15 protein-coding genes are annotated in these 15,823 nt (G+C 36.7%); 11 read left to right on the top strand and 4 right to left on the bottom strand.

Annotation, left to right across the window (positions count from 1 at the left end; all coding sequences use genetic code 11):
• Positions 1 to 2 precede the first annotated feature (2 nt).
• From murB to rpmG, 3 genes are all read right to left on the bottom strand, one after another.
• Complete coding sequence (gene murB / locus NTU89_01690; GenBank protein ID MCX5923257.1) at positions 3 to 980, bottom strand: UDP-N-acetylmuramate dehydrogenase; 978 nt, start codon at positions 978 to 980, stop codon at positions 3 to 5.
• A 44-nt stretch (positions 981 to 1,024) separates the two neighbouring features.
• Complete coding sequence (locus tag NTU89_01685; GenBank protein ID MCX5923256.1) at positions 1,025 to 1,930, bottom strand: rhodanese-related sulfurtransferase; 906 nt, start codon at positions 1,928 to 1,930, stop codon at positions 1,025 to 1,027.
• A 73-nt stretch (positions 1,931 to 2,003) separates the two neighbouring features.
• Positions 2,004 to 2,165, bottom strand: coding sequence for a 50S ribosomal protein L33 (rpmG, locus tag NTU89_01680; GenBank protein ID MCX5923255.1), 162 nt, complete (start codon positions 2,163 to 2,165; stop codon positions 2,004 to 2,006).
• Positions 2,166 to 2,325: 160 nt separating this feature from the next.
• On the opposite strand from rpmG, the gene pheT reads away from it, so the two are divergent.
• Genes pheT through NTU89_01665 form a run of 3 tightly spaced genes read left to right on the top strand, consistent with a single transcriptional unit; the run spans position 2,326 to position 5,790 of the window.
• On the top strand, positions 2,326 to 4,644 hold the full coding sequence (gene pheT / locus NTU89_01675) for a phenylalanine--tRNA ligase subunit beta (GenBank protein MCX5923254.1): 2,319 nt from the start codon (positions 2,326 to 2,328) through the stop codon (positions 4,642 to 4,644).
• Entirely contained in the window at positions 4,628 to 5,104 is a 477-nt protein-coding gene (lspA, locus tag NTU89_01670) for a signal peptidase II (protein MCX5923253.1), read from the top strand. Before pheT ends, lspA begins: the two co-directional genes overlap by 17 nt.
• Entirely contained in the window at positions 5,104 to 5,790 is a 687-nt protein-coding gene (locus NTU89_01665) for a hypothetical protein (GenBank protein ID MCX5923252.1), read from the top strand. The genes lspA and NTU89_01665 overlap by 1 nt, the downstream gene beginning before the upstream one ends.
• 3 nt (positions 5,791 to 5,793) lie before the next feature.
• Here the strand turns inward: NTU89_01665 and alr are convergent, their stop codons facing one another.
• On the bottom strand, positions 5,794 to 6,876 hold the full coding sequence (alr, locus tag NTU89_01660; GenBank protein MCX5923251.1) for an alanine racemase: 1,083 nt from the start codon (positions 6,874 to 6,876) through the stop codon (positions 5,794 to 5,796).
• A 167-nt stretch (positions 6,877 to 7,043) separates the two neighbouring features.
• Between alr and rlmB the strand changes: the two genes are divergently transcribed.
• From rlmB to NTU89_01620, 8 genes are all read left to right on the top strand, one after another.
• Positions 7,044 to 7,898, top strand: a complete 855-nt coding sequence (gene rlmB, locus NTU89_01655; GenBank protein MCX5923250.1) for a 23S rRNA (guanosine(2251)-2'-O)-methyltransferase RlmB — start codon at positions 7,044 to 7,046, stop codon at positions 7,896 to 7,898.
• A 19-nt stretch (positions 7,899 to 7,917) separates the two neighbouring features.
• A complete protein-coding gene (locus NTU89_01650; GenBank protein ID MCX5923249.1) occupies positions 7,918 to 8,514 on the top strand; it encodes a hypothetical protein in 597 nt (198 codons plus the stop codon).
• A gap of 143 nt (positions 8,515 to 8,657) precedes the next feature.
• Positions 8,658 to 9,341: a hypothetical protein gene (locus tag NTU89_01645; GenBank protein ID MCX5923248.1), complete on the top strand. Its 684-nt coding sequence runs from the start codon at positions 8,658 to 8,660 to the stop codon at positions 9,339 to 9,341.
• 9 nt (positions 9,342 to 9,350) lie between these two features.
• Positions 9,351 to 10,583: a cell division protein FtsA gene (gene ftsA, locus NTU89_01640; protein MCX5923247.1), complete on the top strand. Its 1,233-nt coding sequence runs from the start codon at positions 9,351 to 9,353 to the stop codon at positions 10,581 to 10,583.
• Between the two features lie 20 nt (positions 10,584 to 10,603).
• A complete protein-coding gene (gene ftsZ, locus NTU89_01635) occupies positions 10,604 to 11,797 on the top strand; it encodes a cell division protein FtsZ (GenBank protein ID MCX5923246.1) in 1,194 nt (397 codons plus the stop codon).
• Positions 11,794 to 12,519, top strand: a complete 726-nt coding sequence (pgeF, locus tag NTU89_01630; protein MCX5923245.1) for a peptidoglycan editing factor PgeF — start codon at positions 11,794 to 11,796, stop codon at positions 12,517 to 12,519. The genes ftsZ and pgeF overlap by 4 nt, the downstream gene beginning before the upstream one ends.
• A 29-nt stretch (positions 12,520 to 12,548) precedes the next feature.
• On the top strand, positions 12,549 to 15,089 hold the full coding sequence (gene secA / locus NTU89_01625; protein MCX5923244.1) for a preprotein translocase subunit SecA: 2,541 nt from the start codon (positions 12,549 to 12,551) through the stop codon (positions 15,087 to 15,089).
• A 132-nt stretch (positions 15,090 to 15,221) separates the two neighbouring features.
• Positions 15,222 to 15,752, top strand: a complete 531-nt coding sequence (locus NTU89_01620; GenBank protein ID MCX5923243.1) for a pentapeptide repeat-containing protein — start codon at positions 15,222 to 15,224, stop codon at positions 15,750 to 15,752.
• Positions 15,753 to 15,823: the final 71 nt, after the last annotated feature.

The following is a 15,823-nucleotide window of genomic DNA, read 5'->3' as shown; positions in this document are numbered from 1 at the left end:
CCTTATAATGGATTTTGTTTAAAGCCGACAAGTTGGCATTCTGCTTGAGGCTTGATTCCAAACTGCTGAAATACTTTTTGTTGCATGATTTGAGCAACCTTAATAATGTCAGAGCTTGTCGCCTTGCCTTTGTTTACAAGCATATTTGCATGTTGGTATGAAACTATAGCATCACCAATGCTAAGCTCACCCTTTACTCCAACTTTATCTAAATAATAAGCAACGTAAATAAGCGTATTGCCTGTGTTTGCAATTTCTTCTGGAAGAAAGTTTCTAAAAAAGCTGCCGCAAGTGCCAAGCTGCGGGTATCTTCTTTCTCTGTGTCGAATTATTTCTTGTCTGCGTCCTCTGGCAAAAGAAACTTGAGAATCGGTTGCGTGCTTTAGCTGAAAAGTGGCAGATAGTAGGTAAAATTCTTTTTCTTGAAGTCTTGATGCGTCATATCCAAATTTAAACCAAGCAGGGTCAACGGTTAAAATCTGCATTGTTTTTTTGCAAATGATCTGAGCGTTGACAATAAACTGTTCTAACAAGAATTCGTAGTAGTGAAGGTTAATGTAGACAGATCCGCCAACCGTTCCTGGAATGCCGCTAAACTCTTCTAGGTTTGTTAGGTTGTGATCAAGGCAGTATAAAATTAGGTCATGAAATGTTGTGCCTGCTCCAGCTTTAACCATTGCGGTATGCTGATCATATTGAGTTGCAGAAATGTTTTTGAGCATTGGGTGGATAAGAAGTCCGTCAAACCCGTCATCACTTATCAAGACATTAGCCCCTTGACCAAGGACAAATACTTCCAAATTGTTTTCATGGGCAAATGATAAGGCGCTGGCAAACTGTTGTGGGGTTGTTGGTTCGCAATAAAACTTTGCAGATCCACCAGTTTTGAACCAGTTTTTATCGGCTAATGAAATATTTTGTTGGATGTTGAAAGATGTAGGAATATTAAAATCTTGTTTTTGATCTGCTTGAATTGACATTCTGTCCTTTTTTAGACTTTTAATCTATAAACCAGATGCTGAAATTAAGTTATTTTTTGAAGAGGCGTTCTTTCTGGTGTGTTTTTTTGTAAAAGTAAGCTTTGGCATGTTTGGCTGCAAGCTTTGTTAAATGATGTAATGCAGTCGCCACAAGAAGTGAAATGTTTGTTACAAAGTGCATTTAAGCAATTGAAATATTCATCGCTTGGCTTTTTACAGTGTAAGCAGGTTCCCAAGATGTCATCGTTTGCTTTTACGGTAATTCTTTGATCGAATACGTAATTTTTTCCTCTGAAAAAGCCATCTGGGAATTTCTCAATGTATCGATGTATTCCGCCAGAAACTTGATAAATTTCTTTAGCTACTTTTTTTTGATTAAGATAGCCTGTTGCTCGTTCACATCGCACACCGCCAGTGCAGTGCATCAAAACGGTCTTGTCTTTGAATTGATCAACGTTTTCATCGATGTATTGTGGAAATTGTCTGAAGTATCGAATGTCAGGAGTTATTGACCCTTGAAATGTTCCAACAGCTGATTCATAGTTGTTTCGGGTGTCTAAAATAACTAAATCTTGAGGTGGGTTTGATAGAAGCTCGTGTACTTGCTCTGGAGTAAGATGTTTTCCACCGTCTTTAACTGTAAGTTGAGTAGGATCAACTCCAAGGTTGACGATCTCATTTTTCACAAAAATTTTCATTTTTGGAAATGCCTGGGATCCGCCATCCGCTGTTTTAAAATCGATATCTCCAAACAAAGGATGCTCGCTGAGTGCTTTGATATATTCGGTAGTAGACTCATCGGTTCCGCCAACGGTACCATTTATTCCTTCATGCGCAAGGATAATTCGACCGGTTAGGCCTAATTTTGAGCAAAGCTCTCTTTGCCATTTTTGAATGTTAACAGGATATTGAATGTCAACATACTTGTAGAATAAAAGAATTGTTCCCATGAATATATTTCTTTCTTGAGCTAAGAAATGCAAAAAAATAAATAAAATAAACGAAACTTATTCGTGTTTTTATTTATTTTTCTTCTTTGTACATGACATGACGTCTAACAACAGGATCATATTTTTTAAGTTCAAGGCGACCAGTTGTATTCACTTTGTTTTTAAAAGTTGAATAGAAATGAGGGCTTTGTGAGCTTTTAAGCTTAATAATTTGGCGATTGCCTTTTTTTGCCATGGTTTGAAATCCTTTAGTGGAAATAATAACTATTTTTCTCTCATTATAAAGCCATTCTACTAATTAGTCTAGGATGTTCTCAAGGATTTGTAGTTGTGTGAAATTTGTTTTGTTTTATACTATTTTGGATTGTACTTTCTTCTTATAAAAAAGGCTTTTTGTGAAAATATTGCTTTCCTGGCTTGTGGATTATCTGGATTGTTCTCTGGCCGAAATTAACGTTGATTCTTTAGTTCATTTATTTAACACGCGCACAGCTGAAATTGAATCATTTGAGCGGGTTGTTTGTCAGCCAGAAAAGATGTTTTTGGCACAAGTGGTTTCTATTGAGAAAACTAAAATTACATGTATCTGTCCTCAGCTTGGAAAGACGGCTGAGTTGCCATTTAGGTCTGATGCCATTGTGGGCCAAATGTTTATGGTGTTTCAAGAACATGCATCTTTAAGATGGATGAGCATGTCAGAATTTTGTAATGAAAGAGATGGGCTTATTCCTGCTGTCTATGTCAGTCAAAAAGATGCTGCAGATGGTTCATGGAGAGATAAGATAGCACCTGTAGATTATGTTTTAGATGTTGATAACAAATCAATTAATCATCGTCCTGATTTGTGGGGGCATTATGGCATAGCTCGTGAAGTAGCTGCTTTTTTACATATAAAACTTAAGCCATTGAGTGATGTTTTAGCAAACAGGCCAATAATTCATTCAAACGATCTAAAAAATTCTCTTTCTGTTTTAATCAGGGATGCTGCATGCACTCGCTTTGCAGCACTTGAGAGCAACAATATTTCACAAAAAGATTGTCCTGTTTTGATAATGATTCGATTGCTTAGTCTTGGCGCAAAGCCAGTTGGTGGCGTTGTCGATCTCACAAATTATGTCATGTTCGATACTGGCCATCCAATGCATGTTTTTGATGCCAAAGATTTTGCAAATAAAGAAATTTTAATTCGAAAAGCCAAAAAAGGTGAAATGCTCCATTTACTTGATGGACAGATGTTAAAATTAACAGAGCAAGATTTAGTTGTTGCAAATAACCAGTCACCTGTTTCACTTGCTGGTATAATGGGTGGTAAAGATTCTGGACTTTCAGGCAGCACTAAAAATATTATTCTTGAAGCTGCTGGCTTTGATCCTTTGACTATTCGTAAATCTGCTCAACATTTTAAATTAAGAACTGAAGCGTCTATTAGATTTGAAAAACATCTAGATCCAATGCAAAACATAGTTTCAATTCAAAGATTTTTATACCTTGCTCAGCAATCAGAAATGTTAAAGCCCTCAAGTGACCCAATTGTTTCTGTTGGTGCAGTTTATGAGCCAATAATTTGTGAAATTTCTCATGAATTTATTCAAGCTCGAATCGGCATGCCCATGACAAAAGATTTTATCGTGAAAACATTGTCCTCTCTGGGCTTTTGTGTTGAGATGGAAGGATTTTCGTATCGCGTTACTGTACCGACCTATCGAACAACAAAAGATGTTGGCATACAAGAAGATATTTTAGAAGAAATTGTTCGGTCGTATGGGTTTGAAAATGTTGATCAACAATTGCCATCAAGGTCAATAGCCCCATTTAGTTTGAATGCTGTTGATAACATTTCAAAAGTTAAAAATCATTTAGCTTATGGCATGGCAATGCACGAAGTACGTGATTATTTGCTCTATGATCAATCTTTTGTGCAGCGATTGAAGGTTGATATCTCAAGTGCTGTTAAAGTCAGAAATCCTTTGTCTGAAAATTGGACCACTTTGGTTACTTCGCTTGTGCCCCATTTGCTCAAGGGCGTTGAGTGTAATGCTGCTCATAGTGATCATATTCGATTATTTGAGTATAATCGCACATGGTCAAAAAGCGATGATTTGTCCTCGCCATCAGTAATCAATGAGAAAAAATCTCTCTCTGGTATAATTTTTGATAAAAAAGATGTTGATTTTTACGTCGTAAAACAAGAGCTGCAAGGCTTGTGGGACTTGTGTAAGATAGATGTTGTGTGGGAAAAACCGGATGGAATTATTCCAGCTTGGTATGATCAGCACAAGGTTGCAAGGCTTTTAGTGGGAGATCAATGTATTGGCTTTGCGGGGATGATGTCAGGAAAGTGGATGCATGAAATTATTTCAGGAAGCGCGTTTGTTTTTGAGCTAGATGGTGAGCTTTTAGAGCTTGCCACATTCAATAGTCAGCAGTTTAAGCCTTGGTCAAAATATCAAGATGTTTCTTATGACATGAGTCTTTTAATTCCTCTAAAAGTTACCGTTGATAGGCTAAAAAAAGATATCATCGCAGCACATGAGCTTATCTTGTCGGTTGAGCTGGTTGATTTCTTTGAAAAAGATCAGTGGCCTGATCATCGCTCTGTCACGTTTCGTTATACTATGAGCAATCGAGAAAAAACGATGACAAAAAAAGATTTAGATGAAATTGTAGAATCTGTCACAAAGGCGGTAAAGAAACATGATGCGCAAATACGTTAGTTGGCTGCAAATAAGATTGTTCTCATTGTTTTTTTGTGTACCATTTTTGCTAGACAGAGTCACAAAGTATTTAGTTGTGTCCGGTCAGGTAGAGTCACAAGAAATAACATCTTTTTTTAATATTTATCTTACCTACAACCAAGGCATTGCGTGGAGCATTGGTAGCGGGCTTGATGGCTTTTATTTTGTCTTAGGAATGTTTTTAATTGCCTCGATTTTGATTTATTTTGCTTGGTACATACGACTCGTTGCCTTGCATAGTGGAATGCTTGCTTCTTGTTTTCTTATTTTGTCTGGCGGCGTTTCAAACTTTATAGATAGACTTTTTTTTGTAGGGGTAGTTGATTTTATACAGCTGCATGCATTTGATTGGTATTTTCCAGTTTTTAACGTTGCTGATGTGGCAATTACTTGTGGCGCTATGTGTTTGAGTTATTTTTTCTTACGAGATGAAAAATAATGAGCTTGGGAGCGATTTTTTATTGGCCTAAATTTTTGTATGAAGTTTTGGCATATTTTTTATCTCCGCCGCTTTGTTTTTCATGTCGTGCTCATTGTCCGTTTCGTGTTATTTTGTGCAATCAATGCGAGCAGTCTCTTGAACCGGTTGCTCCAAAAATGTTTCAATTAAATGATAATTATATTTTAACGGTCTATGCGGTTTCTAGGTACACAGAGCCGCTCAGGCCGATGCTTTTTGCCAAATATCGCAGCGATCCATCAGTTATCGAAAAGGTTGCTGAATTGATATGGAAAAAGTCGGTTATTTCAATGGTTCAGGTGGATTGCCTTATTCCTATTCCTTTGCATTGGACTCGCTTGATGAAGCGTGGATTTAACCAATCCTCGTTGATTGCTGATAAACTTTCTGAGTTTTCGAAAAGCAAATCTTTTATCCCGGTCATTAATTGTTTAAAGCGCGTTAAAAAGACTGAGTATCAAGTAAAGGTTGAACAAGTGGATCGTAGATGCAATGTAAAAGGAGCTTTTGAGCTTGAAAAGTTTGATTTTGATATCAAAGGAAAGCACATAATGCTGGTTGATGATTCTTGCACAACAGGATCAACAGCCATTGAGGCGGCAAAGGTTTTTATCAAATTAAAACCAGCATCGATTAATATGGTTGTTGCCTGTCGAGCATTGTAGATTTTAAACGATAATTTTTGGGATGGTATTGTTAAGCCTAGCTAAAAATATTCGAACATTCTTTTTAGCTCCGATACGCCAGTCATAAGCGCTTAAGGAATGATTTCCGTCTTTTCCTAAAACAGTTGCAACATCGTGGCGCTTAACTTGTGCAATGTGTGTTACGTCAACGGTGAAATAGTTCATATTTACTCTTCCAACAATTGGAGCAAATTGGCCCCGCATTAAAACCCGACCGGTATTTGCAAGGTCAGGATCGATGCCTTCGTAGTATCCCATGCCTAAAATTGCTAACTTTGTTGGCTGGGTTGCAGTGTATGTGCGACCATATCCAACGGTTTGTCCTGAAGGAATTTCTTTTAGTCCAATCACTCTAGTTTTTAAAGCTAAAACCGGTTGTAATAAACTTTGAAGGGTTGGGTCTGCTTCTGGTAAATATCCATAAATTCCAGCTCCTATGCGAGCAAAAGAATATTTATTTTTACTGACCAAGCTGCCGTGTGAGTTTGAAGTGTGCATTTCAATATCTTCTTGGTAAAAAGGAGATAGAAGCTCTTCTTGAAGGTGAACCGATTCTTGATTGCTAGCTTCTATCAAATGTGAACAAATGCCTTGAAGGTTTAAGAATACCGAATTTTTAATCATATCTGCAAAGACTGGAAACTCTGCTGGTAAAATCCCAAGCCTCGATAGTCCAGTGTCTATTTTTAAATGTACGTTTATTTTTTTACTGTTTTTTTCGCCAAGCTTGTTGAGCGCTTTTATTATTGCAAGGTCTGATACGATCATATCTAAATTGTACTGAGCAATGTCTTGAAGATCAGTATTTATAAACCCAAGAACTAAAATTGGCTTTGTGACGCCAGCTTTTCTTAGATATATGCCTTCTAGTGTATTTGCAACACACAGTCTGGTGATAAGCTTGTTTTGCTCATGCAGCATGCCTATTTCTGTAAGTCCATGTCCGTAGGCATTTGCTTTGACCACTGGTGCTATCTCAGTTTCTTTTGGAAGCCAAAGTCTGTATTGATTGACGTTGTGTTCGAGGGCTGATTTGTTAATTTCTATCCAGGTCGTGTAATTCATATTTTTATCAGCGCTTTTTTTGATGAGAGTAAAATATTTTTTAGATTTTATATGATTAAAACAGAAAAGAATCGGTTCTACAACCTTATTTTTATTTAAATTCTAGAAAATATGGTCTTGATTTGATACTCTTAAATATATCTTTATCTGTTTTGTGCAAGGGTGTTATGAAAAATAACAAGTCTGGAAAAAATAATATATCATTAAAAAGAAGTGTTGCTTCAAATAAAAGTGTTCTGGTGTCGTCAAAAAAAAGTATACCAAAAAGTACACCAAGAATTACCCCTGGAAATTCTCCTGAAAAATATGCTGATTTTATTTATGGAGTTCATGCAGCCCTTGAAGCTTTACAGGCAAAACGTCGTAAAATAAGCATGGTTTATACCACAAAAGCTCCGGTCAAATCATGGCCAGCTATTCAAGAGCTTTTGCCAAAACATATTCCTATTCAGTTTGTGACGCGTGAAGTTCTTGAAAATATGACAGGGTCAACTGATCATCAAGGAATTGTGCTCTTTGTTTCTCCGTTCCCATTTGAAAAAAATATGTTTGAACCTCAAAAGTTTCCATTTTTGGTTGTTCTTGATGGTGTTCAAGATGTTAGAAATTTGGGAGCAATCATAAGATCTGCTTATTGTACGGGCGTTGATGGAATTGTACTTTGTAGTAAAAACAGCGCACCTCTTACTTCTGCTGCAATTAAAGCTTCTGCCGGCTTGTCAGAGCATGCAAGAATCTTTATTGCTCCATCAATGGGTTTTGTGATGCAAGAGTTAAAAAATCGTGGATATGGTATTTATTTAGCAACTTTGGGCGCTGGTGAAAATGCATCTACCGTAGAATTTAAGTCTCCGGCCGCTTTGGTTATTGGCAGTGAAGAGTCTGGGGTTTCCAAAGAAGTTTTAAAATATGGAACTCGGATTTTACTTCCACAGCGTAGAGCTGATATTTCTTACAACGCTTCTGTTGCTGCTGGAATTTTAATGTTTTTAATGGGGAATCAGTTTAAAAAAATTCAATAATTTTTTGTAAGGAGAGAGTATGAAAGTTCGTAATATTGTTTTTACTTTTGTAGTTAGTTTTTTACTGTTTTTTGCCGCCAGTTTTTTTATATGGGATTTATTCTTGCAGCAGCCTGCAGAAGTTTCTATCGAGCAGCCGGCTAGCACCTATGAAAGTATTGAGCTTGATATGCCGGTTCAGGCCTTTTTAACCCGTGGGGTTAACTCTTCGCAGGTTTCTATGGTGCGTAGATTATTTTTGAATCAATGGATTTTATTGTATCAAGGTGATCTATTAAAGTTGGTAGTTTATGGTCAAAATGCAACTTCTTTTAAAGAATTGAAAAAGTTGTGGGAAATGGCGATTGTAAAAGAGGGTCCTTCAAATAAAGCCTGCTCTGCAATTGCAAAGACTTTAAAAATTATCTCAGAAGATCAATGGCTAATTGATCACATGGACTTGTCTTTAAAAGAAGGAACTCCGACAGAACTTCATATGCTTCAAGGTCGCATGATGGGTGTCGATAAAAAAGATAAATTATATAAAAAATTAAAAAATGAGTATCGCAAGGCCTTAGAAGATTGGGTTGATAAAAAACATGGAACTTTTATCGATCGAATGATAACTAAAGTTTAGTGTTAAAATAGTATTTTATTAAAGGCTCTTGCGCTATCAATTCGCAAGAGCCTTTCTTTTTTAGCGAGATTCTTGACTTTGCTTTATCAAAGCGAGTAGAAACAAAGTAATCAATTAAATGTTGCTTCAAGTTAGGGGGCGCGGTGAAGGTAATTAGATACTTTGTTTTATTTCTGATTTGTTTGCTTGGGTATTTTTTAATAAAAAAGACTCAAACAAATATTAAGCAAATTCTGCCAGAGCAGTGTGTCTTTTTACTAGATGAAGGATTGTCGCAGTCTTTTCAAAACAATGTAACTTCTTCTATTTGCTCGCAGTATGCAACAACTAAAGATCCTCAAGGCGTAATCTTAAAAATAAGTGAGCAGTTTCCAGAGGTGAGCTCTATGAAAGTACATTTATGCCAGACAGATAAAATTTGTTTTTCTTTAGAATTGCAAAAACCACTTTTTTTACTCAACGATAAGTTTGTGGCTTGTGATAGCGATGTAATTATCCCAAAAGATCATTTCAGTTCGGAAATTGTTGCAAAGCTTCCTCTTTTGAGCTGTAGCTGTGAACCAAATATTTTGGGCATGCGTCAATTTTTTGAAAAACTTCCAGAATCAATTCAGCAAGGTTTTGGAATCAATTGGATTTGCGATACAGAAATCATTTTAAAAGAAAAGGGTAAATCAAATCTTACTTTGATTTGTTCTATGCAGCATGTGCCAAGTCAAAAAGACATAGAGCATTGTAAATCAATTTGTGAGTCTTTGCCTGTAAAAAGTAAAAAAAAGAACGTTTCATATGATTTAAGATTTAAAAACCAAATTATTGTCAGATAGGGGGAAGTTATGGCAAAAGTTTTTCATTCTTTAATTACATCAATTGATGTAGGAACTACTAAAATATCTGTGCTCATTGCACAAAAAACAAGCGACGAAACTGTCGAGATCCTTGGAATTGGTTGGTCTCCGTCTGAGGGTCTTGACAGGGGCGTTGTTGTTGATGTTGCAAGAACGGTTCAGTCAATCAAGCAAGCGGTAAAAGAAGCAGAGCTTATGGCTGGATGCTCGGTGACTGATGCATATGTGGGAATTTCTGGAGCTCACATTCAATCTTTTAATACTCATGGGGCTGTGCCAATCAAGCGTACACAAGTATTGCCATCAGACATTCAAGCCGTTTTGGCTGTTGCGCAAGCTGTGCCAATTGAAGAAGGTCAAAAAGTTTTGCATGCTTTGCCGCAGTATTTTATGGTTGATGGAAAAGATCGGGTTACAAATCCAATTGGGCTTCATGGTGTCAGGTTGGAGGCCGTGGTACATGTTATTACTGGTGCTGTTTTTTCTATACAAAATTTAATTAAATGTTGTGAACTTGCAGGCATTGTTGTTAAAGATATCGTATTGGAGCAATTAGCATCTGCAGATGGCGTTTTAAGCTCAGATGAAAGAGCTTTGGGCGTAGGAGTGCTTGATATTGGTGGTGGAACTTCAGACTTTGCAATTTATCAACAAGGTAGCATTCGTTACACTAAAGTGATTCCACTTGCTGGTAATTATTTTACCAAAGATTTAGCTGTTGGGCTTAGAGCAACTCTTAAAGATGCTGAGCGATTTAAACGGGAACATGGATTTGTGGGCCGTATGTATCAAGATGAAGATGAAGAGCTTGAAATTGAATCAGTACATGGTAGCGTAGTCCATAAAGTAAGCAAACAGCAGGCGGGCTATATTTTACACGCAAGGGCTTTAGAGCTTTTTGTAATCTTGCAAGATGATATTCAGCGGTCATCTCTTTCATCTGTCATGACTGCAGGATTGGTTCTTACTGGAGGAGGATCACTTTTAAAAGGTATTGATGAATTAGCAAAAAAAACATTGGGGCTGCCAGTACGAATTGGAAGACCGATGGTTGATTGTAGTTTTTCTGGATCATTAAATAGTCCAATACATGCAACCGGTTATGGACTTTTGAAATATGCTTTAAGAAAAAATAAGCAAGTAGGGCTAGACCAAATGGAAGGACCAATGGTACAGCGAGTTTTTACAAAAATGAGATCTTGGGTAGATAAATTTTTTTAAAATAGCTTTAAGGAGCGGTAATGATAGAGCTAGATACTCTTAATGAAACACAGCAAGATTCAACATTCGTTAAAATTAAAATTATTGGAGTTGGTGGTGCTGGTGGAAACACCGTGAATAGCATGATTAGTTCTGGTATTGATGGTGTTGATTTTGTGGTTGCAAATTCTGATATGCAAGCACTGCGACAATCAAAGGCAGTTTGTAAAATTCAATTAGGCGTAAAAGCAACTAAGGGTCTTGGCTGTGGTGCCAATCCAGAGGTTGGACGCAGAGCAACAGAAGAAGATCTTGAGCGCATCATGGAACAAATTGGTGATGCAGACATTGTCTTTATTGTTGCTGGTATGGGCGGAGGTACTGGTTCTGGTGGTGCTCCTGTCATTGCAAAAGCTTTAAAAGATCGCGGAATTTTAAGCATAGCTGTTGTAACAAAGCCTTTTGCTTTTGAAGGTAAACGTCGAATGATAGTTGCCCAAGAAGCACTTGATCAGCTTAAAAAAGATGTTGATACTTTAATTATTGTTCCCAATGAGAAACTTTTAACCCTTGTAGATCGATCAGTTTCGATGATTGATTCTTTTGAAATGATTAATCAATTGCTTATGCAGTCAATTAAAAGTGTTTCTTCTATTATTTCTCGTTCTGGTCATATCAATGTTGATTTTGCAGATTTGCGCGCAATCATGAAAGGCATGGGCCTTGCAATGATGGGAACGGGTAGCGCTTCTGGTCATAATCGAGCTGTTGAAGCTGCAAAAAAAGCAATATCGTCTCAGCTACTAGAAAATATGGATATTAAAAGTGCCCGTGGCGTACTGATGAATATTTGTGGTGGCCCTGATCTATCACTTCATGAAATTAATGATGCTGCAAATGTTATTTATGATGAATCAAATAAAGATGCACATATTATTTTAGGCTCAGTTATAGATCCGTCAATGGGTGATGAAGTTGTTGTTTCTGTTGTAGCAACTGGATTTTCTCCTGTAGCTGCGCAGGTACCAGTGGAAAAAATTATGCCATCTGTTGCACAGCCAAAACCAGAAGAAAAACGAATAATGCAGCACGAGCCTCAACTAGCAAGAGTAATGGTTGAAAGAAATGATTTTGCGCAGTCAGACTCTTTAGAGATTCCTGCTTATTTACGAAAACAGGATCCATCAAATCATGGCGCTGATCATGGCATGGACCAGGGTGTTGATGGACAATGATCAATGATGTAAGTGATTTTGTAAGCATATTCTTCTTCGATAAACAGCATGAAATATCAATGCATGATATTAAAGATTTGCGATATAGCGCCAATTTAAAATCACTGGTAAACAGCTTAGGCTTTGAAACATTTATAGTTCTTGATCAAACGCATTCTTCAAAAGGAGTTTGCGTTGAACAAGTTGAAGAGCTTCAATATAAAGATAGTTTTGAAAGTTGGTTTAAGTATCAGGGCGATTTTTTAATAACAAATAAAAAAAAATGCGCCCTGGTTATTCTTACCGCTGACTGTGTACCAATAGTTTTTTATGACAATGTAAATCAAGCAATTGGAGCTGCTCATGCTGGATGGAAAGGAACTGTCGGGCAAGTTGCTAAAAACACAATTGTTAAAATGCAGCAGGCCTATGGAACAAAGCTTAGCGACTTACAATCCTTTTTTGGATGGAGCGCTGGAGATTGTTGTTATGAAGTTACTCCAGAGTTTTTAGATCATTTTAAAAAGTTTGATTATGGGCAAAATAGCTTTGTTAAAAAAGGTGGTAAAATCTATTTTAATAATCGTTTACACCTGTATGAAGGATTGAAAAAATTTGGCATACGGCCAGAGAAGATATACACTACCAATGATCTATGTACAATATGCAATGTTCGTTTTTGCTCTGCTAGGCGAGATAAAGATTTAGCTGGGCGTCAAGTAACAGTTGTAGCGTTAAAATAATATGAAACTGATATTTTAAAGGTGCTTTTATGGTAACACAATTTCTGACTAAAATTTTTGGAAGCGCAAATCAACGAGCCGTTCAAAAATTACAAGCGACTGTTGATAAAATTAATTCGCTTGAGCAAATCACGGAGCAGCTTTCTGATCAAGATATTCAATTAAAAACAACTGAGTTTCGAAAACAATTAGCTGATGGTAAGCATCTAAATGATATTTTACCAGAAGTTTTTGCTGTTGCTCGTGAAGCATGCAAGCGAACTTTAAATATGAGACCTTTTGATGTTCAGCTCATGGGTGGCATTGTTTTACATCAAGGTAAAATAGCAGAAATGAAAACAGGTGAAGGAAAAACATTAACAGCAACCTTGGCGCTTTACATAAATGCTCTTGCTGGAAAAGGGGCTCATTTAGTTACCGTTAACGATTACTTAGTGCAGCGCGACTCTGAATGGAATAGACCATTTTATGAATTCCTAGGGTTAACCGTTGGTGTCATTACAAACGATATGCATGACGCACAAAGAAAAGAGCAATACAATTGTGATGTTTTATATGTAACAAATAATGAATTAGGTTTTGATTATTTACGCGACAATATGAAATTTCGCAAAGAAGATTATGTTCAACGGGAACTTCACTTTGCTATCATTGACGAGTGTGACTCAATTTTAATTGATGAGGCTAGAACTCCTTTAATTATTTCAGGTGCTGCAGAAAGATCTTCAAATCTTTATAAAGTAGCTCAAGGCGTTGTTCATGATTTAGTAAAAACTACAGATTATGAATTTGATGAAAAAGCTCGGTCTATTCAATTGACCGAAGAAGGTCATGACAAGGTTGAATCTCGGTTAAATATTAAAAATTTATATGCCGTTGAAAATGTAAATGTTTTGCATCATATAATGCAGGCGTTAAAAGCCAACGTTGCTTTTAAGCTTGATGTTGACTATGTAGTTCGAGATGGCGAAGTTTTAATTGTTGATGAATTTACTGGACGAATTCTTTCTGGACGTCGTTACAGCGATGGGCTGCATCAGGCAATTGAAGCAAAAGAAAATGTCAAAATTGAGCAAGAGTCTCAAACTCTTGCATCTATAACTCTTCAAAATTTCTTTAGAATATACAAGAAGTTAGCTGGAATGACCGGTACTGCAATGACAGAAGCAGAAGAGCTTTCAAAAATTTACAAACTTGACGTGGTTGCTATTCCAACAAATCGCAACATGATTCGTGATGATAAAAATGATTTGATTTTTTTAACAGAAAAAGCAAAATACTCAGCAATTGTTCAGGATGTAAAAGAGCGCCATGCAAAAGGTCAGCCAGTTTTAATTGGTACCATTGCCGTTGAGAAATCAGAGCAGCTCAGCGATGTCTTGCGAAGAGAGGGAATACCTCATGATGTTTTAAACGCGAAACAACATGCGCGAGAAGCTGAAATTATTTTGAATGCTGGACAGCCTGGTCATGTGACCATTGCAACCAATATGGCTGGTCGCGGAACAGATATTAAACTTCATCCTGATGCGCTAGCCGCAGGTGGATTATATGTTCTTGGAACGGAAAGACATGAAAGTCGTAGAATTGACAATCAGTTGCGTGGACGATCTGGTCGTCAAGGTGATGCTGGCGAATCAAGATTTTATATTTCTTTAGAAGATGAGCTGATTAGAGTTTTTTCTGGTGGTGATTCAATGAAATACTATATGGAAAAAGCTGGGATGACAGAAGATGAGCAAATTGAATCTAGATCTGTTTCAAAATCAATTGAAGGCTCCCAAGAAAAAGTTGAAAAATATAATTTTGAATCTCGTAAAAACTTAATTGAATATGACGATGTGTTAAATCAGCATAGAAATGTGATTTATACGTTGCGCCAAGATATTTTAAAAAACTCTGATAATATTTATGAAATTGTGCGTGATTTTATTGATGATACGGTGAGTGATTTAGTTGCCGCTCATTGTGACAATCGAGAAGTTACAAGGGTGCAAATGGATCAAATTTTTGAATCACTCTCTTTGGGAACAGGTCTTCCTTTAAGCATGCTTCAAAAAGAACGATTTTTAGTAACTAACTCGGATTATTTCTTAAAAGATCTTATTAATTTTGTGTTGTTAAAATATGATGAGTTTCGTAATCAAGTGGGCGCAGACAAGATTCAGGACGCTGAAAAATGGATTATGCTTGAAACAATTGATTACAGCTGGAAGCAGCATATGATTAATATTGATCATTTAAAAGAAGGTATTGGGCTTCGTGGATGGGGCCAAAAAAATCCATTAATTGAATATAAAAAAGAAGCATTCTCTATGTTTGAAGAGATGATGAAAGAGGTTAGAAGTGACATTGTTAGACATATCTTCCACATGAGACCTGAAGCGTTTGATCAACAAAAGTTGATTGATCGTCGCGAAAAAGAAATGGACGCGATGCACATGGTTTCTGCTGACAATGAAAAAGCGGAAAAAAAACCAGAACAAGTTAAAAGAGATGAAGATAAGGTTGGAAGAAATGAGCCTTGCCATTGCGGATCTGGTAAAAAGTTTAAAAAATGTTGCGCATAGGTTTTTGAAATTCAAAATTTTTGTCGTAAATAAATATTTGCTTAGGCTTTAAAAAATGTAGCATGATGAGAAAAATTCATCATGCTACATTTTTTATTAAAAGTGGTTTTTGTCAAAAGAGGAGAAATATCTATGAAGTTAATAATCTATTTTTTTATGACGCTGGCATTCTTTAGGCTTGAGGCCTACAACCCTCATCAGATTAAGCTTTTAAAGAAAGATGCTTCTGGGGGGAAATCTATTAATATTTCTGGCTGTGATTTTAGAGGCGCTGGAACTCTTTTGCAGGGCATTGATTTTAGCAATGCGATAGCTGGAAATGCGAATCATGACACTTGCTCAAAGGTTACAGGAATACTTTTTTTAACAGAAGTTCTTGGTCAAAAAACTGATTTGACGGGGAGTAATTTCTCTGGGGCAAACTTAAGATCGGCTAGCTTTAAAGGAGCTATTTTAACAGGAGCAAATTTTTCAGGAGCTGATGTTTCCTTTGCAAGTTTTGCTCAAGCAAATCTTACAAATGCTATCTTTGCAGGAGCAACTGGCGTGGCAACAGCGGTTTTTTGTGGAGCTACTATGCCAGACGGGTCAACCTGTTCTGGAAAATCATGGACTTCTCAAAAAGGTCAGGTTTTTTTATGTCAGTGCCCTAAAAAGCAGTAAGAGTTTTTGTATGAAAAGCAACGTTTTTTCTATCAAAAATGATCTTTGCATCTAAAGGTAATTTTGTTATG

This window comes from Candidatus Dependentiae bacterium, from assembly GCA_026389065.1.
Taxonomy (GTDB): Bacteria; Babelota; Babeliae; order Babelales; family Chromulinivoraceae; genus JACPFN01.
Note: the sequence above shows the minus strand (reverse complement) of the source record. Positions and strands in the feature narration are given on the sequence as shown.